At 74.4% G+C, this 20,037-nt stretch carries 14 protein-coding genes; 8 read left to right on the top strand and 6 right to left on the bottom strand.

Annotated features, from left to right (window positions below):
• Positions 1-4: 4 nt before the first annotated feature.
• Complete coding sequence (locus AB0F11_RS29600; RefSeq protein ID WP_362180089.1) at positions 5-907, bottom strand: alpha/beta hydrolase; 903 nt, start codon at positions 905-907, stop codon at positions 5-7.
• A gap of 136 nt (positions 908-1,043) precedes the next feature.
• Here AB0F11_RS29600 and AB0F11_RS29595 point away from each other — a divergent pair, with 136 nt between their 5' ends.
• On the top strand, positions 1,044-1,346 hold the full coding sequence (locus AB0F11_RS29595) for a helix-turn-helix domain-containing protein (RefSeq protein ID WP_362180086.1): 303 nt from the start codon (positions 1,044-1,046) through the stop codon (positions 1,344-1,346).
• A 95-nt stretch (positions 1,347-1,441) separates the two neighbouring features.
• Positions 1,442-3,955 (top strand): DNA helicase PcrA, encoded by a 2,514-nt coding sequence (pcrA, locus tag AB0F11_RS29590; protein ID WP_362180083.1) that lies wholly within the window; start codon positions 1,442-1,444, stop codon positions 3,953-3,955.
• 100 nt (positions 3,956-4,055) lie between these two features.
• On the opposite strand, the gene AB0F11_RS29585 is transcribed toward pcrA, so the two are convergent.
• Both AB0F11_RS29585 and AB0F11_RS29580 read right to left on the bottom strand, forming a co-directional pair.
• Positions 4,056-5,561 (bottom strand): peptidoglycan DD-metalloendopeptidase family protein, encoded by a 1,506-nt coding sequence (locus AB0F11_RS29585; protein ID WP_362180080.1) that lies wholly within the window; start codon positions 5,559-5,561, stop codon positions 4,056-4,058.
• Positions 5,562-5,781: 220 nt separating this feature from the next.
• Positions 5,782-6,555 (bottom strand): alpha/beta fold hydrolase, encoded by a 774-nt coding sequence (locus AB0F11_RS29580; RefSeq protein WP_362180078.1) that lies wholly within the window; start codon positions 6,553-6,555, stop codon positions 5,782-5,784.
• Between the two features lie 223 nt (positions 6,556-6,778).
• Between AB0F11_RS29580 and AB0F11_RS29575 the strand changes: the two genes are divergently transcribed.
• Positions 6,779-7,183, top strand: coding sequence for a cobalamin B12-binding domain-containing protein (locus tag AB0F11_RS29575; protein WP_362180076.1), 405 nt, complete (start codon positions 6,779-6,781; stop codon positions 7,181-7,183).
• 299 nt (positions 7,184-7,482) lie between these two features.
• Here AB0F11_RS29575 and AB0F11_RS29570 read toward each other — a convergent pair whose 3' ends face one another.
• Positions 7,483-9,078, bottom strand: a complete 1,596-nt coding sequence (locus AB0F11_RS29570; protein WP_362180073.1) for a DUF5691 domain-containing protein — start codon at positions 9,076-9,078, stop codon at positions 7,483-7,485.
• 504 nt (positions 9,079-9,582) lie between these two features.
• A complete protein-coding gene (locus AB0F11_RS29565) occupies positions 9,583-10,923 on the bottom strand; it encodes an SWIM zinc finger family protein (RefSeq protein WP_362180070.1) in 1,341 nt (446 codons plus the stop codon).
• Between the two features lie 134 nt (positions 10,924-11,057).
• On the opposite strand from AB0F11_RS29565, the gene AB0F11_RS29560 reads away from it, so the two are divergent.
• The 5 genes from AB0F11_RS29560 to sucD all read left to right on the top strand — a co-directional run bounded on the left by AB0F11_RS29560 (position 11,058) and on the right by sucD (position 18,523).
• The gene (locus tag AB0F11_RS29560) at positions 11,058-12,164 is read left to right on the top strand and encodes an AAA family ATPase (protein WP_362180068.1); all 1,107 of its coding nucleotides are present in this window, start codon (positions 11,058-11,060) and stop codon (positions 12,162-12,164) included.
• Positions 12,161-14,437, top strand: a complete 2,277-nt coding sequence (locus tag AB0F11_RS29555) for a DUF5682 family protein (protein ID WP_362180065.1) — start codon at positions 12,161-12,163, stop codon at positions 14,435-14,437. The genes AB0F11_RS29560 and AB0F11_RS29555 overlap by 4 nt, the downstream gene beginning before the upstream one ends.
• A gap of 517 nt (positions 14,438-14,954) precedes the next feature.
• Positions 14,955-16,136: a VWA domain-containing protein gene (locus AB0F11_RS29550; RefSeq protein WP_362180139.1), complete on the top strand. Its 1,182-nt coding sequence runs from the start codon at positions 14,955-14,957 to the stop codon at positions 16,134-16,136.
• Between the two features lie 292 nt (positions 16,137-16,428).
• Positions 16,429-17,610: an ADP-forming succinate--CoA ligase subunit beta gene (sucC, locus tag AB0F11_RS29545; protein WP_361912869.1), complete on the top strand. Its 1,182-nt coding sequence runs from the start codon at positions 16,429-16,431 to the stop codon at positions 17,608-17,610.
• 22 nt (positions 17,611-17,632) lie between these two features.
• A complete protein-coding gene (gene sucD, locus AB0F11_RS29540; protein WP_361912866.1) occupies positions 17,633-18,523 on the top strand; it encodes a succinate--CoA ligase subunit alpha in 891 nt (296 codons plus the stop codon).
• A gap of 107 nt (positions 18,524-18,630) precedes the next feature.
• Here sucD and AB0F11_RS29535 read toward each other — a convergent pair.
• Positions 18,631-20,037 (bottom strand): hypothetical protein (locus tag AB0F11_RS29535; RefSeq protein WP_362180061.1); only part of this gene is annotated, 1,407 nt, incomplete at its 5' end.

Raw genomic sequence — 20,037 nt, 5'->3', positions numbered from 1 at the left:
CTGCTCAGCCCAGGAAGCGGGTCAGCTCCTCCACGACGGCCTCGGGCCGCTCCTCGGGGAGGTAGTGGCCGGCGCCGTCGACGCGGACGACGCGGGTGTCCGTGCCGAGCTCCGGCACGGCCGTCACCAGGCGCTCGTAGTTGCTGTGCTCGCCGCCGAGGGCCAGGATCGGCGCGGTCACGGGGGCGTAGCCGGCGAGGTCCGCGATGTCCTGGGGGAAGGCCCGGTACCAGGCGTTGCCGGCCCGGATCGCGTCCGGCTCGTCGTAGGCGCGGGCGTAGACCCGGCGGGCGTGGTCGTCGATGGCGTCCCCGCCGGGGGCCATGGCGCCGAACAGCCAGTCCAGCAGGAGCCGGGAGCGCCCGGCGAGCAGCTGCTCGGGCAGACCCTCCACCTGGTTGAAGGCGAACCACCACAGGTGGAAGGCCCCCTCGCGGGGGATCAGCGGCAGTTCCGCCCACCGCGGCTCGGGGTGCGAGACGTCGAGGAGGGCGATCTTGCGGGTGGCCTCGGGGTGGTTCGCGGCGAAGGCGTAGGCCACCATCGCGCCGATGTCGTGGCCGACGACGTGCGCGGACTCGATGCCGAGCCGGCCGAGCAGCCGGCGGACGTCGCCGGCGAGGGTCTTCTTGTCGTAGCCGTCGGCGGGCTTGCCGGAGCCGCCCATGCCGCGCAGGTCGACGGCGATCACGCGGTGGCGGGCGGCGAGGGCGGGCAGCACCTTGCGCCACTGCCACCAGGTCTGCGGCCAGCCGCCGAGCAGGACCAGGGGCTCGCCGCTGCCGCCCTCGACGTAGTGCAGGCGGACGCCGTCGAGCTCGGCGTGGCGGCTGGTGAAGCCGCCGTCGAGGGAGGCGGCGAGGGCGGCGTCGTCGAGGGCGGTGTCGTCGAGGGGGGTCTCGGGCATGGGGTGTCCTCCCGTGGGGCGGCGCCGGGGCTGCCGGCGCGCGGCTAATCATTCGAAGATCTCGTACGATCGCCGACTGTACGAGATCTTCGAATGATCCGGCAAGGGGGCGGCCCGACCTCAGTACAGTGAGGGCATGGCCGCCGCTGCTGAGCTGACCCACCCCGACGCCGACCGCCTCGAACTGGCCGAGGTGCTCGCGGCCCTCGGACACCCCGTCCGGCTGGAGATCGTCCGCAAGCTCGCCTCCGGTGCCGAGTCCTACTGCGGCGAGGTGGTCCCGGACCTGCCCCGCTCGAGCGTCACGCACCACCTGAAGACGCTCCGCGAGAGCGGCGTGATCTGCCAGCGCCCCCAGGGCCGCAAGCTCTACCTCACCCTGCGCCGCGACGACCTGGAGCGGCGCTTCCCGGGCCTGCTGGAGCTCGTCCTCGCCTGACGCCGGTGGCGGGCGAGGTGGCTGATGTGTGATGTGACCCAAGTTCTTCCGGTCCGGGACCGGGTGTCCGTCCGGCCCCCTAGACTCGGAAGGCGATGAGCAGCCTCTTTGACGACAGCTTCCTGGCGGACCTCACCCCCTCCGACGAGGTCCCGCCGCCGCCCGAGGAGTACGAGGAAGAGCCCGCCCCGGAGCCGGGCGCGGACGACCTCTTCGAGGGCCACTTCGACCTGCCCATGAGCGGCGACGCGTACTACCGCGACGGCAGCCCGAAGCCGGTCATCGACCCGGCGGCCCTGCTGGACGGGCTGAACGAGCAGCAGCGCGCCGCCGTCGTCCACGCCGGCTCCCCGCTGCTGATCGTGGCCGGCGCCGGCTCCGGCAAGACCCGCGTGCTGACCCACCGCATCGGCCACCTGCTCGCCGCCCGCGGCGTCCACCCCGGCCAGATCCTGGCGATCACCTTCACCAACAAGGCCGCCGCCGAGATGAAGGAGCGCGTCGAGGGCCTGGTGGGCCCCCGCGCGAACGCCATGTGGGTCTCCACCTTCCACAGCGCGTGCGTGCGCATCCTGCGCCGCGAGTCCAAGCGGCTCGGCTTCACCTCGTCGTTCTCGATCTACGACGCGGCCGACTCCAAGCGCCTCATGGTGCTCGTCTGCCGGGACCTGGACCTGGACCCGAAGAAGTTCCCGCCCAAGTCCTTCAACGCCAAGATCTCGAACCTCAAGAACGAGCTCATCGACGAGGACGCCTTCGCCGCCCAGGCCGCCGACGGCTTCGAGAAGACCCTCGCCCAGGCGTACGCGATGTACCAGGGGCGGCTGCGCGAGGCCAACGCGCTCGACTTCGACGACATCATCATGACCACCGTCCACCTGCTCCAGGCGTTCCCGGACGTCGCCGAGCACTACCGGCGGCGCTTCCGGCACGTCCTCGTCGACGAGTACCAGGACACCAACCACGCCCAGTACACGCTCGTGCGCGAGCTCGTGGGCACCGGCTACCCGGACCTGCCGCCGGCCGAGCTGTGCGTGGTCGGTGACGCCGACCAGTCGATCTACGCCTTCCGCGGCGCGACCATCCGCAACATCCTCCAGTTCGAGGAGGACTACACGGACGCGACGACGATCCTGCTGGAGCAGAACTACCGCTCCACGCAGACCATCCTCTCCGCCGCCAACGCCGTCATCGAGCGCAACGAGAACCGCCGCGCCAAGAACCTGTGGACCGAGGCCGGCTCCGGCGCCGTCATCACCGGCTACGTCGCCGACACCGAGCACGACGAGGCGCAGTTCGTCGCCGACGAGATCGACCGGCTCACCGACGCGGGCGACGCCAAGGCGGGCGACGTCGCGATCTTCTACCGGACGAACGCGCAGTCCCGCGTGTTCGAGGAGGTCTTCATCCGGGTCGGCCTGCCCTACAAGGTCGTCGGCGGCGTCCGCTTCTACGAGCGCAAGGAGGTCCGCGACATCCTCGCGTACCTGCGCGTCCTGGCGAACCCCGAGGACAACGTCCCGCTGCGCCGGATCCTGAACGTGCCCAAGCGCGGCATCGGCGAGCGCGCCGAGGCGATGATCGACGCCCTCGCCCTGCGCGAGAAGATCACCTTCCCGCAGGCGCTGCGGCGCGTGGACGAGGCGTACGGGATGGCCGCGCGCTCCACCAACGCGGTGAAGCGGTTCAACGTGCTGATGGACGAGCTGCGCACGATCGCCGAATCGGGCGCCGGGCCCGCCGTGGTGCTCGAAGCGGTGCTGGAGCGCACCGGCTACCTCGCCGAGCTCCAGGCCTCCACCGACCCGCAGGACGAGACGCGGATCGAGAACCTCCAGGAGCTCGCGGCCGTCGCGCTCGAGTTCGAGCAGGCGCGCGGTGAGGAAGCCGCGGCAGCTGTGCCCGGCGCCGCGGGCGGAACCCTCGCCGAGTTCCTGGAGCAGGTCGCACTCGTCGCCGACTCCGACCAGATCCCCGACGAGGACACGGAAGGCACCGGCGTCATCACGCTGATGACCCTGCACACCGCCAAGGGCCTGGAGTTCCCGGTGGTCTTCCTGACCGGCATGGAGGACGGGGTCTTCCCGCACATGCGGGCCCTGGGCCAGACCAAGGAGCTGGAGGAGGAGCGGCGCCTGGCGTACGTCGGCATCACGCGTGCGCGCGAGCGGCTCTACCTGACCCGCTCCGCGATGCGCAGTGCGTGGGGCACCCCCTCGTACAACCCGCCGTCGCGGTTCCTGGAGGAGATCCCGGCGCAGTACCTGGAGTGGAAGCGCACGGGCGCGGCGCAGAAGCCGGCCGGCCCGATGCGCTCCGGATCCGGCTCGGGGTACGGCTCGGGCAAGGCCTCGTTCGGCACCTCGCCGGAGGCCTTCCTGTCCTCCTCCCGTACGCGCACGGGCCCGTCCGGGTTCGCGACGCGCCGGGCCGCCGACAAGCCGGTCATCGCCCTGACGGTGGGGGACCGGGTCACGCACGACCAGTTCGGGCTGGGCACCGTCATGGAGGTCAGGGGCGCCGGCGCGGACGCCCAGGCCACCATCGACTTCGGCGACGACAAGCCCAAGCGCCTGCTGCTGCGCTACGCGCCGGTGCAGAAGCTGTAGCCGATTTTCGGCGGCCGGTGCAGCGCGGCCGCTGCACCTATGGCGAAGCCCGGGCCGTGGCGGCCCGGGCTTCGCCATAGGCGGGGGAGGAGCGCAGGGATCAGGTCGGGTCCAGGCCGTGGTTGCGGAGCCAGGCCTGGGGGTCGACCGCGGAACCGCCGCCGGGGTGGACCTCGAAGTGCAGGTGCGGGCCGGTGGAGTTGCCCGAGTTGCCGGAGTACGCGATGACGTCGCCGGCCTTGACCTTCCCGGACCGGATCTTGGTGCTGCTCAGGTGGCAGTACCAGGTCTCGGTGCCGTCGGGGGAGGTCACTATGGCCATGTTGCCGTAGGCGCTGTTCCACTGGGTGCGCACGGTGCCGTCGGTGGCCGCCATGACGGGGGTTCCGTAGCCGACGGGGAAGTCGATGCCGGTGTGCACCGACATCCACATGCCGCCGGCCTGGCCGAAGCTGGCACTGAGGCCGTGCTGGGAGACGGGCAGGGCGAACTTGGGGCGGGCCGCCTCCTTGGCCGCTTCCTCCTCCGCCTTGCGCTTGCGCTCCTCGTCCTGGCGCTGGCGCAGGTCGATGCGCTCCTGGGTGCGGCTCGCGCGGTCCGCGAAGTCGCCCGCGTCGGCGCTGAGCGCCTGGAGCTGGGTGTCGAGCTTGTTGTTGGCCGCGACGGGCTTGACGGAGGCCGGGTCGGGCGCGGCCATCGTCGTCGTGTCCTCGGCCGGCTTGTCGGCGCCCGTGAGCCCGCCGACGGAGGCGGCCGCGACACCGGCCACGCCCATCACGCAGGCCGAGGGCACGGCCACGGTCAGCAAGGCGGAACGCTTCGCCGGGGACTTGCGGCGGCTTCCGGCGGCTGGGGGCGCGCCCTTGCTCCCGGCCCGGCGCGAGGCCCGCGGGGCGGCGGGGGCAGTGGCCGACGGGGTGACGGGCATGGCCTGCGTGGGCAGGTCGTGCACGACGGGGGCGTCGTCCTCCGCCTCGACGTCCTCGTCGCCGAGGGACTGGAAGACGGCCGTCTCGGTGTAGGAGTCGGCGTCGGAGCCGAGGGAACCGGCGTCGTACTCGTACTGGTTCTCGTACCCGTTCTCGTTCTCGTACTCGAACGAGAAGGCCTGGGTCTGCTGCTGATCCTGCGGAACCTGCTCCTGGGAGAACTGCTCCTGGGCGAACTGCTCCTGCGGGACGGTGTTCCAGGCGGTGGCGTCGTACGCGCCCGTCTCGGTGCCGGTGGTGCCGTACCCCGGCATCGCCCACTGGCCGGTGCTCTGGTCGTAGCCGAAGCCGGCGGCCGTGGCCTGGAAGTCGGTGCTCTGCACGGTCCAGGAGCCGGTGTCCTCGGGGACGCCCTGGGCGGGAACGGTCGAGAGGTAGCCGCTGCCGTCCTGCGGGTAGTTCTCCTGCGGAACCGTGTTCCAGGCGGTGGCGTCGTAAGTGCCGGTCCCGTAGGGCTCGTACGAACCGTAGGCCTCATACGAACCATGCGAGGCGTAGTCGTACCCCTGTCCCTGCGTTTCATAGGAAACGAAGGCAGAATCGCCAGCGAAAGTGGTGGTGGAAAGGCCGTCGTACCCGGAATCGGGATACAGGCCCGACGAGGGGCGGTCGTTCACCAACTTCTCTTTCGCCTCGGCAGTGGGGGCCTGGGTGGCCAGGGTGAGGGGGTTCCCTGGGGAGAGCAGTGGCGTGACTGTACCCGGCGGTCACAGGCGACGACAATCTTCGGGCGGCTTCCGGTTGAGCGGAACCGGGCATTCGGCCGCCTTTCGGTCGCCGCGATGCCCAGCCTTGGCCTTGAGTTCGAAATTCGTTCGAGTGTCGGCCGGTTGGAGTTCAGGCGACGGAAGCGGTGTCCGACGGCGGCTCGACGGCGCTCGGACCGGGCCCGTCGAGGGCCCGCCGGACCGCCGCCGTGACGGCGGGATGGGCGGCCAGCGCGAGGTGTCCGATGCCCGTGACCAGGATGTTCTCCGCCTGCAGGTCCGGATGTTCGAGGCGGGCGGTACCGGTCGGGTCCATCAGCTCGTCGAACTCGCTCCAGAACGCCACGCACCGGGTCCGGCAGCCGGGCGCGGGCGAGCGCAGCTCCGCCATCACCTCGGAATCCGGGCGGACCTGGCGGACGAGGGGGTGGGCGTCCATGAAGGGGGCGACGCGCGTACCGGAATGCGGAGTGCCCAGGGTGACGAGGGTGCGGATGCGGGCGTCGCCGCCGAGGCGCTGGACGTAGTACCGCCCGACCAGCCCGCCCAGGCTGTGGCCCACCAGGTCGACCTGCTCCCGCCCGGTGCGCTCGCAGAGCTCCTCGACCCGCCGGGCCAGATGGCGGGCGGCGCTGCGCAGGTCGCGGGTGAAGGGCGAGTAGTTGTACGCCTCCACCTGCCGCAGGCCGTCCGCGGCGAGGGCGCGGCGCAGCACGACGAAGACGGACCGGTTGTCACTGAACCCGTGCAGCAGCAGCACGGGCGGCCGCGCACCCCGGGCCGCAACCGGGGGCCTCTCCTGCCGGACCCCGGTCGGGTAGTGCAGCAGATGCGCCCCGAACAGCACCGCCTCGAGCACCCCGGCCCGCACCGCGGCCCCGGAAACGGGCACGGCAAGCCCCATGGAAGCCTCCCCCCGGACAATGTGGACCGCGCGGCCCCGCGGAGCCGCCGGGCCGCGCCGCCGTGCCGTGCGGCTGCCGGTACGGTGGCGCGGCGCTCCCGGTGCGGCTCCCCTGGCGGTGAATCAGCGCCGTCTCACGTGTGATTTCCCCCTCGTGGTTGACCGCGAAACGGCGGTGTGCGCGATGCTGTACTTAACGTTCGTTCACTCGGGAGGCAGTGCGATGGGTGTGACCGGTCCGATCCGTGTGGTGGTGGCCAAGCCGGGTCTCGACGGCCACGACCGCGGCGCGAAGGTGATCGCGCGCGCCCTGCGGGACGCGGGCATGGAGGTCATCTACACGGGCCTGCACCAGACCCCCGAGCAGATCGTGGACACCGCCATCCAGGAGGACGCCGACGCGATCGGCCTGTCGATCCTCTCGGGCGCCCACAACACCCTGTTCGTCCGGGTCCTGGAACTCCTGAAGGAGCGCGACGCGGAGGACATCAAGGTCTTCGGCGGCGGCATCATCCCGGACGACGACATCGCCCCCCTGAAGGAAAAGGGTGTGGCCGAAATCTTCACCCCGGGCGCGACGACAACGTCCATCGTGGACTGGGTCCGCGAAAACATCGCCCGCCAGTAACCCACCGCCGCACCTCCGGCCTCGCGGCCGCACGGGCGCACGGGCGCACGGCGGGATGTCCCGAACCGTGCGCGGTGTCCGGCATTTCCGGTTCCGCGGCACATCCGGCCTCGCCGGCGTCACCGGGGTCCGGTCTTTCCGGCTGCGGCGCCCCCGGAAGCGGCGCCGCACGGGCGCACGGCGGGATGCCCCGGACCGTGCGCCGCGGTCCGGCATTTCCGGATTCGGCGGCGCCGGCCACCCACCCCAGCCCCGCCGGCGTTTGAGGCGCAGGGGCACGGGGCGGCGCCTCCGGGGCCTCAGGCGGCCGGGGCCAGCTCGACCCGCATCGCGGCCCGCAACCGCAGCGTGGCCGCGAGCCGCTGGAACGCCTCCCCCCAATACCCCACGGCCCCCGCCTCGACATCGCCCCCGCCACCACCACCGGCATCCACCGGCCCCCCGGCCCCCGCGGCGGCGAGCCCCTCCAACCGCCCGGCCTCCGCAGGATCCAGGCACCGCTCGGCCAGCCCCATCACCCCGCTGAAACTCCACGGGTAGCTCCCCGCCTCCCGTGCCGCGTCCAACGCGTCGACGACGGCCCGCCCCAGCGCCCCCGCCCACGGCACCACGCACACGCCCAGCAGCTGGAACGCCTCCGACAACCCGTGCGCCCGCACGAACTCCGCGACCCACTCGGCCCGTTCCCCCTCCGCCAGGACCCCCAGCAGCTTCGCCCGCTCCGCGAGCGACGCCGTGCCCGGGGCCGTCGCGGTCGGCGCCGAGGCCGAGCCGAGCAGCGCCTTGGACCACTCCGGATCCCGCTGCCGCACGGCGGCCCGGCACCACGCGGCGTGCAGCTCCTCCGCCCAGCTCTCGCCGTCGGCGATCGGCAGCGCGACGATCCCGGCCGCGTCCAGCCCCCCGAACCGCTCCCGCCAGCAGGACAGCGGCGCCGCCTCCACCAGCTGGCCCAGCCACCAGGACCGCTCCCCGCGCCCGGCGGGCGGCCGTTCCACGACCCCGTCGCGCAGCATCCCCGCATCGCATTCGGCCGGCGGGACCACCCCCTCCGGCCCCACGCAGGCCAGCGCCCGCCCGGCCATCCGCGCGGCGAGCGCCGATCCCGGCAGCGCCGACAGCAGCTCCGCCGCCGTCGCCCGGACGTTGCGGCTGCGGTCGCCGAGCGCCGCCTCCAGGAACGGCTCGTCCTCCTCCGACAGCCCCACCCGCAGGGAGTCCAGGAACATCAGCCGGTCCTCGGCCCGCTCGGTGGCCCAAGTCGACGACAGCAGCCGTACCGCCGCGGCCGCCTCGTGCGCCCGTACGGCACCGAGCAGAGCGACGCGCTCCGCGAACAGCCCCTCCTGCCACAGCCGTTCCACCCCGGCCCGGTCCTCGGGGTCGGGCAGGATGCCGCCGCCGGCCCCGCCGCGCAGGGCGAACCGCCAGTCCGGGTTGAGCCGGGCCAGCCACAGTCCCCGCGGCCCGGCCAGGGCGAGTGCCTGCGGGCGCAGGTCGGTACGGGCCCGGGCCGCGTCCAGCAGCGCCGGGAGCAGGGCGTCCGGAGCCCGGTAGCCGTGCCGGCCGGCGGCCGCCAGCCACTGGGGCAGCAGCTCCGTGAGATCCGGGGCGGCCCCCCGCCGCCCGCCGCCGCTGCCCGCACCGGTCCGCCCGGCCAGCAGCTGCGCGAGCCGCCGCCGAGCCGGCTCGGGCGGCTGCGGCCGCGGGTCCGCGGGCGCGGGCTGCGGCAGTGCAGCCGCCGCGGCGGGCCGCAGCCCGGCCCGCCGCCGTACGGTCTGCACGGCCGCCGCGTCGAGCAGCGCCACGGGGCTGCCCCTCCGCCGCTCGGTCCCGAGCAGCGCAACGGCAACCAACTCCTCCCACTCCGCCGAACCCCCACCCCCCGAAGCCACGCCCGCCGGAGCCCGGTCCTCTGGCGCCGCGCCTGCGGGAGCCGCGTCGGCCGAAGCCGAGCCCACTTGGGCCGCGTCCGCGGGAGTTGCGCTCCTCGGAGCGGCACCCGCCGGGGCCGCACCCGCCGGAGCTGCGCTCCCTGACGTCGCGCCCGCCGTGGCTGCGCCCGCCGTGGCTGCGCCCGCCGGGGACGGGCTCCGCTGGAGCGCGTCTTCCCGGCCCGTCACTCCGTCCCCGTCCATCTCCCCGCATCCCCTCGCCCCGTGCCCCTGTTCACCGACTTCGGCCGTCATGGCCATCGGGCCCCCTCCCTCTCGGTTCCGGGCTGCGGTCCCGCCCCCTCCGCGGGACCGCAGCCGTCCCTGTTCCCCCTGTCGCCGGCCCTTCAGCTGGCGTGGTTGTCGCTCACAAAAGCCCCCCGGCTCACTCGACTTGCACACCGGCGCCCCCGCGCCGGTGCTCCCTCCCCTGAGAGGCCCCCCGGCCCCCCGGCCCCTCTCACGTCACCCCAGGGCGACCGGTTCCGGGCAGCCCGGCTGCCACGCCGTCAGCGGCGTGAAGCCCCGATGGCCGCATTCGCCGAAGACCGTGACCGGGCCCCCGCCCGACAGCGCGGCCAGCTGCCACAGCCCGGACCGCGGCCGGCCCCCGCCGGAGGCAACGGGCAGCGCACAGCCGCCCTCCGCATCCGCCAACTGCCAGCCGAGTTCCCCCGGTATCGGGATCACCGGACCGAGCACCACGGGCCAGGAGTCGAGCCACGGATCCTCCCGCAGCGCCGCCCCGTACGCCTCCAGTGCGGCCCCCGTCCCGACCCCGGCCGGCACCCGGTCGCACGGCGCGGCCGGCGCGTATCTCTCCCCGAGGTCCGCCCGCAGCCCCGCCGAACCGGGCCGGAAGCGGGCTTCCGCCTCCAGCACCAGCCCGACCGGCAGCGCCAGCCCCGGCGGCCGCCCGGGCGGCCCGAAGTCCAGCACCAGGGCCGGGCGCCCGCTGTCCAGCCCGCGCAGCCATATCCGGCGGGTGGTCAGCCGGCCGTCCGGCGACACCGAGTCGTACTGGGCCAGGACCAGCCAGCGGTCCCGTACCCCCTCCCCCTCCGCACCGGCGCCGGGCAGTCCCACCCTGCTCCGCACCGTCGCGGCGAGCGGCTGCGGCAGTCCTGCCACCCCGAGCCAGCCCCGGTTCAGCAGGTGCAGCAGCGCGCCCTCCTCCAGCATCCGGGCGGGCCAGCCGGGGCCGCAACCGGGTATCGTCCCCAACTCCCGGACCCGGGCCGCCAGTCCCGGCGCCTGGGCGTCGACCATCCGCGCCGCGGTCTCCTCCCAGGCCGCGTACCCCGCCTGCTCCTGGCCGGCGAGCCCCGTCCGCACCAGGTCGGCGAGCCGCTGCTCCAGCTCGGCGACGCCGCCGCCGATCCGGGCCGCCCTGCGCTCGGCCCGGCGCCGCGCCGCCTCCGGATCCGTCGGCCCGGCCGCCGCCCCCGCCCCGACCGCCGCCTTCGCCGCCCGCTCCGCCAGCCACTCGCCGGCCCAGTCGGGCGCCTCGGCCGGCTCCCCGAACCCCTCGGCGGACCAGAGCAGCAGCAGCCCCAGCGCGTGCTTGCACGGGAACTTCCGGCTCGGACAGGAGCACTTGTACGCCGGACCCGACAGGTCCACCACCGTCCGGTACGGCGTGGCGCCGCTGCCCTTGCACCACCCCCACACCGCACCGGAAGCGGAACCTCCGGTCTGGGACCACGGGCCCGTCCCGCCCAGCTTGGCCCCGGCCTTGCGTGACGCCGCGTCAGGAGCCAGGGCCAGTACCTGTTCCGCCGTCCAGCGGACCTGCTGCTCAGTCATGGCAACCACCGTAGAGACCCCCACTGACAATCGCCCTGACCTGCAACAACGGTACGAACTGGGCCCGTTGTCAGTGGCGTGGTGCACGGTGGTGGCAGCAGTCGGGAACGGCTGTCGAGCATTGGAGGGGGACCATGACCACACACGGGAACGGCACCGGCGCCCAGGCGCTGCGACCTCACGCCGAGGACGCCTTCGCGCACGAACTGAAAGCCCTGGAAGCGGTCGACGACCGACCCCGCCCGGCCCGCTGGCGACTCTCCCCGTGGGCGGTCGCGACGTACCTCCTGGGCGGCCCGCTCGACGACGGGACCGTCATCACGCCCAAGTACGTCGGCCCCCGCCGCATCGTCGAGGTGGCCGTCACCACCCTTGCCACCGACCGCGCGCTGCTCCTGCTCGGCGTCCCCGGCACCGCCAAGACCTGGGTCTCCGAGCATCTGGCCGCCGCCGTCAGCGGCGACTCCACCCTCCTCGTCCAAGGCACCGCCGGCACCCCCGAGGAGGCCATCCGCTACGGCTGGGACTACGCCCGCCTCCTCGCCCACGGCCCCAGCCGCGAGGCCCTGGTGCCCAGCCCCGTCATGCGGGCCATGGCCGAGGGCTCGACCGCCCGCGTCGAGGAGCTCACCCGCATCCCCGCCGACGTCCAGGACACCCTCATCACCATCCTGTCCGAGAAGACGCTCCCGATACCGGAGCTCGGCCAGGAGGTGCAGGCCGTGCGCGGCTTCAACCTCATCGCCACCGCCAACGACCGCGACCGCGGGGTCAACGAGCTCTCCAGCGCCCTGCGCCGCCGCTTCAACACCGTCGTGCTGCCGCTGCCCGCCACCGCCGAAGCCGAGGTCGACATCGTCGCCCGCCGCGTCGACCAGCTCGGCCGCGCCCTGGAGCTGCCCGAGCCGCCCGCGGGGCTGGAGGAGATCCGCCGCGTCGTCACCGTCTTCCGCGAGCTGCGCGACGGGGTCACCGCCGACGGGCGCACCAAGGTCAAGTCGCCCAGCGGCACGCTGTCCACGGCCGAGGCCATCTCCGTCGTCACCCACGGCCTCGCGCTCGCCGCCCACTTCGGGGACGGGGTACTGCGTCCGTCCGACGTCGCCGCGGGCATCCTCGGCGCCGTCGTGCGGGACCCGGCCGCGGACCGGGTCGTCTGGCAGGAGTACCTGGAGGCCGTGGTGCGCGAGCGGGACGGCTGGAAGGACTTCTACCGGGCCTGCCGGGAGGTGACGGCATGAGCCGGGCGGCGGCCCGCCCGGGGCCGCTGCTGCTGGGCGTGCGCCACCACGGGCCCGGCTCCGCCCGCGCGGTGCGCGCCGCCCTGGAGGCGGCCCGGCCCGCGGCCGTGCTGATCGAGGGCCCGCCCGAGGGGGACGCGCTGCTGCCGCTCGCCGCCGACCCCGGGATGCGGCCCCCCGTGGCCCTGCTCGCCCACGCCGCGGACGACCCCGGCCGGGCCGCGTTCTGGCCGCTGGCCGAGTTCTCGCCGGAGTGGGTCGCCCTGCGCTGGGCCCAGGAGCAGGACACCCCGGTCCCGGTGCGGTTCATCGACCTGCCGGCCGCGCACACCCTCGCCCGGCCGGACGGGCCCGAGGAGCCCGGTGGGGTACGGCCCGACCCGCTCGCCGCCCTGGCGCAGACGGCCGGGTACGACGACCCGGAGCGCTGGTGGGAGGACGTCGTCGAGCACCGCGGCACGGGGACCGTCCGGGACCCGGAGGCCGCCTTCGAGGCGCTCGGCGAGGCCATGGCCGCGCTCCGCGAGGCGTACGGGGACGAGGGCGAGGGCGCGGGCTCCCGCGACCTGGTGCGCGAGGCGTACATGCGGCAGAAGATGCGGGCCGCCCGCCGGGAGTTCGGCGACCACTACGCGGTGGTGTGCGGGGCCTGGCACGTGCCGGCGCTGCGCGCGAGGACCACCGCCGCCGCCGACCGCAAGCTGCTGACCGGGCTGCCCAAGGTCAAGGCGGAGACCACCTGGGTGCCCTGGTCCCACCGGCGGCTCGCCCGCGCCGGGGGGTACGGGGCGGGTATCGCCTCGCCCGGCTGGTACGCCCATCTCTTCGCGGCTCCCGACCGGCCGGTGGAGCGGTGGCTGACCAAGGTCGCCGGACTGCTGCGGGAGGAGGACCGGCAAGTCTCCCCGTCGCACGTCATCGAGGCGGTCCGGCTGGCCGACACCCTGGCCGCCGTGCGCGGGCGGCCGCTGCCCGGCCTGGCCGAGACGCTGGAGGCGGTCCGGGCGGTGATGTGCGACGGCTCCGACGTACCGCTCGCGCTCGTCGAGGACCGCCTGGTCGTCGGCGATGTGCTCGGCGCGGTCCCCGACGGGGCGCCCGCCGTGCCGCTGCAGCGGGACCTGACCCGGCAGCAGCGCTCGCTGCGGCTCAAGGCCGAGGCCCGGGAGCGCGAGCTCGAGCTCGACCTGCGCAAGGACACCGACGCCGCCAAGTCGCTGCTGCTGCACCGGCTGCGGCTGCTCGGCGTCGACTGGGGCGTGCCCGCGGCCTCCCGGGCCGGCACCGGGACCTTCCGCGAGACCTGGCGGCTGCGCTGGGAGCCGGAGCTGTCGGTGCGGGTCGCCGAGGCCGGGATCTGGGGCACCACCGTCCTGGCGGCCGCCACCGCCAGGGCCGAGGCGGATGCGGCCGGCGCGCGGGAGCTCGGCGAGGTCACCGCGCTGGCCGAGCGGTGCCTGCTCGCGGGGCTGGCCGAGGCGCTGCCCGCCGTGCTGCGGGCCCTCGCGGACCTCGCCGCCCTCGACACCGACGTGGCCCGGCTCGCCAAGGCCCTGCCCGCGCTGGCCCGCGCCCTGCGGTACGGGGACGTGCGGGGCACCGACGCGTCGGCCCTGGGGGCGGTCGCGTCCGGGCTCGCGGAGCGGATCTGCGTGGCGCTGCCGCAGGCCTGCGCCGCCGGGCTGGACGCCGACGCCGCGGCGGAGCTGCGCGGCCACGTGGACGCGGTGCACGGGGCGGTCGGGCTGCTGGAGGCCGAGGGGCTGCGCGAGCGCTGGTCGGCGGTGCTGCGGGCACTGGCCGGGCGGGAGGGCGTCCCCGGGCCGATCCGGGGCCGGGCCGCGCGGCTGCTGCTCGACGAGGGGCGGCTGCCGGCCGGGGAGACGGCCCGGCTGATGGGCCTCGCCCTGTCACCCGCCGCCCCGCCGGCGGACGCGGCCGGCTGGATCGACGGCTTCGCCGGCGGCGGCGCGGGCGGCGGCACGCTGCTGGTCCACGACGACCGGCTGCTCGGTCTGATCGACGCCTGGCTCGTCTCGGTGCCGGAGCAGTCGTTCATCGACGTGCTGCCGTTGCTTCGGCGGACGTTCGGGGCGTACGAGACGGGGGCCAGACAGGCCCTGGGCGAACTGGTCCGCCGCGGCCCGGGCGGCGCCGCCCGGCCCGCAACCCCCGAGGGCTTCGCCCCGACCTTGGACCCGGCCCGGGCCGACGCGGTCATGCCCCTGCTCGACCTCCTGCTCACCGCAGCCGACACCTCGGCCCCGCCGTGACACGGCCAAGGGAGCCCGGCCCGAGGGGCAGCCCCTCGGCCCCGCCGTGACACCGCCGAGGCGGCCTGGCCCGAGGGCGTCCGCTGCCGGCCCCGCCGGCGCCCGGTGAGGGGGGCAACCCCTTCCGCCTTCGATCTTCGAGGCGGGGTCCGGCATTTCAGCCTCGCCGGCGTTTGAGGCGCGGGGTCTGGGGCGGAACCCCAGGTCACCCGGCTCCGCCGGGCACCGGGCTCCGCCCGGTGCCTCCCCCGGACTTCGTCCGGGGGACCCCCACTCAAACGCCGGCGAGGCTGAATTTCCCGACCCCGGCTGCGAAAGGGCAGGGGGGCGGGGGCGGGTACGGCCGGTATCGGCCGGGAGTGAGTGCGTAGGCAGACCAGAGGGCCGGCGGCGTCGGCTGTGACGAGGAACGGGGGACGGACCGATGAGCGGGACGAAGGGGCGCGCGGTTGCCGGAGGCGGGGCCGCCATGGGCGCGAGCGGCAGTGCTGCGGCAGGTGCCACCGGCGGGGAGGCCATGAGCGGAGGCGGCAGCGCAGCGGCGGCCGCGGGGCACGCCGGCGGGGGCGAGAGGTTGCGGCGGTGGCGGATGGTGCTGGGCGGGGACGGGGACGGCACGGGCTGCACCCTGGCCGGCCGGGACGCGGCCATGGATGCCGCGCTCGGGGCGTTGTACGGCGGCGCGGGCACCCCGGGCGGCGCCTCCGGCGGGGCCCGGAGGTCCGGCGGGCTGGGCGGGTCCGCGCCCCGTGTCGCGCGCTGGCTCGGGGACATCCGTACGTACTTCCCCAGCCCGGTGGTCCAGGTCATGCAGCGCGACGCCATCGAGCGGCTCGGCCTGGACTCGCTGCTGCTGGAGCCGGAGATGCTGGGGGCGGTCGAGCCGGACGTGCACCTCGTCGGCACCCTGCTCTCCCTGAACAAGGCCATGCCCGAGACCACCCGGGAGACGGCCCGGGCCGTCGTCCGCAAGGTCGTCGAGCAGCTGGAGCAGCGGCTCGCCTCCCGCACCCGCGCCACCCTCACCGGCGCCCTCGACCGCTCCGCCCGCACGGCCCGCCCTCGCCACGCCGACATCGACTGGAACCGGACCATCCGGGCGAACCTGAAGCACTACCTGCCCGAGCACCGCACGGTCGTCCCCGAAAGGCTGATCGGGTACGGCCGGTCGGCGCAGTCGGTCAGGAAGGAGGTCGTCCTCTGCATCGACCAGTCGGGTTCGATGGCCTCCTCGGTCGTCCACGCCTCCGTCTTCGGGGCGGTGCTGGCCTCGATGCGTTCGATCGCGACGCGCCTGGTCGTCTTCGACACCGCCGTCGCCGACCTGACGGATCAGCTCGACGATCCGGTGGACGTCCTGTTCGGAACCCAGCTCGGCGGCGGCACCGACATCAACCGCGCCCTGGCCTACTGCCAGTCGAGGATCACCCGCCCTGCCGATACCGTCGTGGTCCTGATCAGTGATCTCTACGAGGGCGGCATACGCAACGAGATGCTGCGGCGGGTCGCCGCGATGAAGGCGGCGGGGACCGAGTTCGTGGCCCTGCTCGCCCTGTCCGACGAGGGCGCCCCGGCCTACGACCGGGAACACGCCGCGGCCCTCGCCGCGCTGGGCGTCCCGGCCTTCGCCTGCACGCCCGACCTGTTCCCGGAGGTGATGGCCGCGGCGCTCGAGAAGCGGCCCCTGCCGGTGCCCTGAGCCGTGCCCCGAGCCCCTCCCGAGGGCCCGGGCCGGCCGCTCCCGCACATCGGCGGATCGCACGAATTTTCCGTTCCGCCCTGAGCGGATCTGTGACAGGTATCACCGCTCAGGTGTGATCTGCGATTTAGGGACCCACGTGTCCCGGGGATAACCTGCGGGACGGACATGCCGCGCCGCGGTCACCGTGTGCGCCTCCCTAGTGACAGCGCCGTCACGTTGCCCTCCGCGGCACGCCCACGCAGACAACCGCGAATTACTGCGAATCTTTGAAGACAAGGGACGGACGCGCGTGGACCTGTTCGAGTACCAGGCGAGGGACCTCTTCGCCAAGCACGGTGTACCGGTGCTGGCCGGTGAAGTCATCGACACGCCTGAGGCGGCTCGCGAGGCCACCGAGCGGCTGGGCGGCAAGTCGGTCGTCAAGGCGCAGGTGAAGGTCGGTGGCCGCGGCAAGGCCGGCGGCGTCAAGCTGGCCGCCACCCCGGACGAGGCCGTCGCCCGCGCGACGGACATCCTGGGCATGGACATCAAGGGCCACACGGTCCACAAGGTGATGATCGCGGAGACCGCTCCGGAGATCGTCGAGGAGTACTACGTCTCCTACCTGCTGGACCGCACCAACCGCACCTTCCTGGCCATGGCCTCGGTCGCGGGCGGCATGGACATCGAGCAGGTCGCCGAGGAGACCCCCGAGAAGCTCGCGAAGGTCCCGGTCAACGCCAACGAGGGCGTGACGATCGAGAAGGCCCGCGAGATCGTCGCCCTGGCGCAGTTCCCGGCCGAGGTCGCCGAGAAGGTCGCCGAGGTCCTGGTCACCCTGTGGAAGACCTTCATCGCCGAGGACGCCCTCCTCGTCGAGGTCAACCCGCTCGCGAAGGTCGCCTCCGGCGAGGTCATCGCCCTCGACGGCAAGGTCTCCCTCGACGAGAACGCGGAGTTCCGCCAGCCGGGCCACGAGGAGTTCGTGGACCACGCGGCCGCGAACCCGCTGGAGGCCGCCGCCAAGGAGAAGAACCTCAACTACGTCAAGCTCGACGGTGAGGTCGGCATCATCGGCAACGGCGCGGGTCTCGTCATGAGCACCCTGGACGTCGTCGCGTACGCCGGTGAGAACCACGGCGGCGTCAAGCCCGCCAACTTCCTCGACATCGGCGGTGGCGCCTCCGCCGCCGTCATGGCCAACGGTCTCGAGATCATCCTCGGCGACCCGGACGTCAAGTCCGTCTTCGTCAACGTCTTCGGCGGCATCACCGCCTGCGACGAGGTCGCCAACGGCATCGTCCAGGCCCTGCAGCTGCTCAAGGACAAGGGCGAAGAGGTCACCAAGCCGCTCGTCGTCCGCCTCGACGGCAACAACGCCGAGCTGGGTCGCAAGATCCTCTCGGACGCCAACCACCCGCTGGTGCAGCGCGTGGACACCATGGACGGCGCGGCCGACAAGGCCGCCGAGCTCGCTGCGGCTGCGAAGTAAAGGGACGAGGTCACAGACTCGCATGGCTATCTTCCTCAACAAGGACAGCAAGGTCATCGTCCAGGGCATGACCGGTGCCACGGGCATGAAGCACACCAAGCTGATGCTGGCCGACGGCACGAACATCGTCGGCGGCGTGAACCCGCGCAAGGCCGGCACGTCCGTCGACTTCGACGGCACCGAGGTCCCGGTCTTCGGCTCGGTCGCCGAGGCGATGGAGAAGACGGGCGCCAACGTCTCCGTCCTCTTCGTCCCGCCGGCCTTCGCCAAGGCCGCCGTCGTCGAGGCCATCGACGCCGAGATCCCGCTGGCCGTCGTCATCACCGAGGGCATCGCGGTGCACGACTCCGCCGCCTTCTGGGCGTACGCGACCGCCAAGGGCAACAAGACCCGCATCATCGGCCCGAACTGCCCGGGTCTGATCACCCCCGGCCAGTCCAACGCCGGCATCATCCCGGGCGACATCACCAAGCCCGGCAAGATCGGTCTCGTGTCCAAGTCCGGCACGCTGACGTACCAGATGATGTACGAGCTGCGCGACATCGGCTTCACCTCCGCCGTCGGCATCGGTGGCGACCCGGTCATCGGCACCACGCACATCGACGCCCTGGAGGCCTTCGAGGCCGACCCCGACACCGAGCTGATCGTCATGATCGGTGAGATCGGCGGCGACGCCGAGGAGCGTGCGGCGGACTTCATCGCGAAGAACGTCACCAAGCCGGTCGTCGGCTACGTCGCGGGCTTCACCGCCCCCGAGGGCAAGACCATGGGCCACGCCGGCGCCATCGTCTCCGGCTCCTCCGGCACCGCGCAGGCCAAGAAGGAGGCCCTCGAGGCCGCCGGCGTCAAGGTCGGCAAGACGCCGACCGAGACGGCGAAGCTGGCGCGCGAGATCCTGAACGCCGCGCAGTAGGCACCGGCTGCTGTCGCAGCACCTGAGCACGGGCGTGGCCCGCATCCCTCCGCGGAGGGGCGCGGGCCACGCCCGTTCCTCGTGCCGAACCGTTCCTGCTCCGGGCCTCATTCGAGTCGTGGGACCAGGCGGGCCGGCCCGGCCGCCGGGCCCGTGCGCAGCTTGTCGCGCAGCACCCGGCTCTGCTCGGTGAGCCGCTGCGGGCCGCTGAGCGGGGGCACGCCGGAGACGCTGCTGCCGGGTGCGACGGGGGCCTCGTAGCGGGTGGGGGCAGTGGTGAGGGTGTAGCCGGTGGAGACGGCGATCACCGCGGTCACGCCGACGACCGTACGGGTCCAGCGGCGCGTGCGGTGCTCGGCCGCGGCCCGTACGGCGGCCGCCGGGCGGGGTACGAGTGCCACCGCGGGCCGGAGCGCGCCGAGCCGCTCCTGCAGCAGCTGTGCCTGCCGCTCGGGCGGTGCGGCGGCCAGCTCCGGGACGAGGGCGGCGAGGTCCTCGTGCGCGGTCAGCAGGCGGCCGCCGGCGGTGGGGGTGCTGGCCTCGGTCTCGGCGGCGGTGTCGGGGAGGTCCAGGCCGACGCCGTGGTAGAGCAGGACGGTGCGGCGGTGGACCGCCGGCAGCGCCAGCATCGCCTCCAGCAGGATCCGGTCGGCGGGGTCGGCCGGGCCGGGGCCGGGCCGGCGGTGTGCGCGCCGGAGCCGGCGCCAGGGGGAGAGGGCGTACTCGTACGCCGCCGAGCGGACCCAGCCGGCCGGATCCGGGTCGGTGGCCACCTCCGGCCACCGCGCCCAGGCGTGCTGGAACGCCCGCTCGACGGCCGCGAGAGCCAGTCCGGGCACCCCGGTGAGGACGTACACCTCCCGCACGAGCCGGCCCGCCACCCCCTGGTAGACGAGCTCGAACGCGGCCGCGGCCCCGGGCCGCCGGGCCGCCCCTGCCGCCCCCGCCGCCCCCGCCGCCCCGGCCGACGGCTGCGGCGTCCCCGCAGCCCCGGGACCGGCCCGGCGGCCCGCTCGCCCGGCGCCGACGGGCCCGTCGGCGGCTGTCGGGTGCGGCGACGCGCCGGCCGCCGCTGCGGGGCTCGGTCCGCCGTTCGCGTGGGCCACCCGCCCCTCGGCCGTCCCCGAGGCCCCGTTGTGGGGCCGCCGGGCGGGGTCGGGGGCTGCGCCGGCCGTCGGGAAGGCCGCGGGCCGGCCGGCGGCTTCGGCACCCCCGGGTGCGCCGGTGGTCTGCGCATCCCTGGGCTCGGCGGCCGGGCCGGTGGCCGTTGCGGCGGTGGCCGCGGGGGTGGGGGCCGCGGGGGCAGCGGGCGCGGGCCACCCGTCCGGGTGCGGGCCGGCCGGGGGGCGTTCGGCTTCCGGCTTGGGCGGCGTTCCGGCCGCGGGGCGGGAGCCCGTTGCGGTGCCCGGGCCCTGTCCCGGGGCGGGCGCGCCGTGTGCGGGCCGGGCCGGTCGGGCCCCGTCCGCGATCGCCTTGTGCGTGAACTCCTTGAAGCGGGGCTCGGTCAGCAGCAT

It is taken from the genome of Streptomyces sp. NPDC032472 (assembly GCF_040636955.1).
In the GTDB taxonomy this organism is placed as follows: domain Bacteria; phylum Actinomycetota; class Actinomycetes; order Streptomycetales; family Streptomycetaceae; genus Streptomyces.
This window is presented reverse-complemented; position numbering and strand designations above follow the sequence as displayed.

Bases quoted from the DNA above. Each gene is read 5' to 3' on its own strand.
- AB0F11_RS29580 (WP_362180078.1), bottom strand. From the start codon at position 6,555: ATGGGGCTTGCCGTGCCCGTTTCCGGGGCCGCGGTGCGGGCCGGGGTG.
- AB0F11_RS29550 (WP_362180139.1), top strand. From the start codon at position 14,955: ATGAGCGGAGGCGGCAGCGCAGCGGCGGCCGCGGGGCACGCCGGCGGG.
- AB0F11_RS29600 (WP_362180089.1), bottom strand. From the start codon at position 907: ATGCCCGAGACCCCCCTCGACGACACCGCCCTCGACGACGCCGCCCTC.
- AB0F11_RS29565 (WP_362180070.1), bottom strand. From the start codon at position 10,923: ATGACTGAGCAGCAGGTCCGCTGGACGGCGGAACAGGTACTGGCCCTG.
- sucD (WP_361912866.1), top strand. From the start codon at position 17,633: ATGGCTATCTTCCTCAACAAGGACAGCAAGGTCATCGTCCAGGGCATG.
- AB0F11_RS29555 (WP_362180065.1), top strand. From the start codon at position 12,161: ATGAGCCGGGCGGCGGCCCGCCCGGGGCCGCTGCTGCTGGGCGTGCGC.
- AB0F11_RS29595 (WP_362180086.1), top strand. From the start codon at position 1,044: ATGGCCGCCGCTGCTGAGCTGACCCACCCCGACGCCGACCGCCTCGAA.
- AB0F11_RS29560 (WP_362180068.1), top strand. From the start codon at position 11,058: ATGACCACACACGGGAACGGCACCGGCGCCCAGGCGCTGCGACCTCAC.
- AB0F11_RS29575 (WP_362180076.1), top strand. From the start codon at position 6,779: ATGGGTGTGACCGGTCCGATCCGTGTGGTGGTGGCCAAGCCGGGTCTC.
- pcrA (WP_362180083.1), top strand. From the start codon at position 1,442: ATGAGCAGCCTCTTTGACGACAGCTTCCTGGCGGACCTCACCCCCTCC.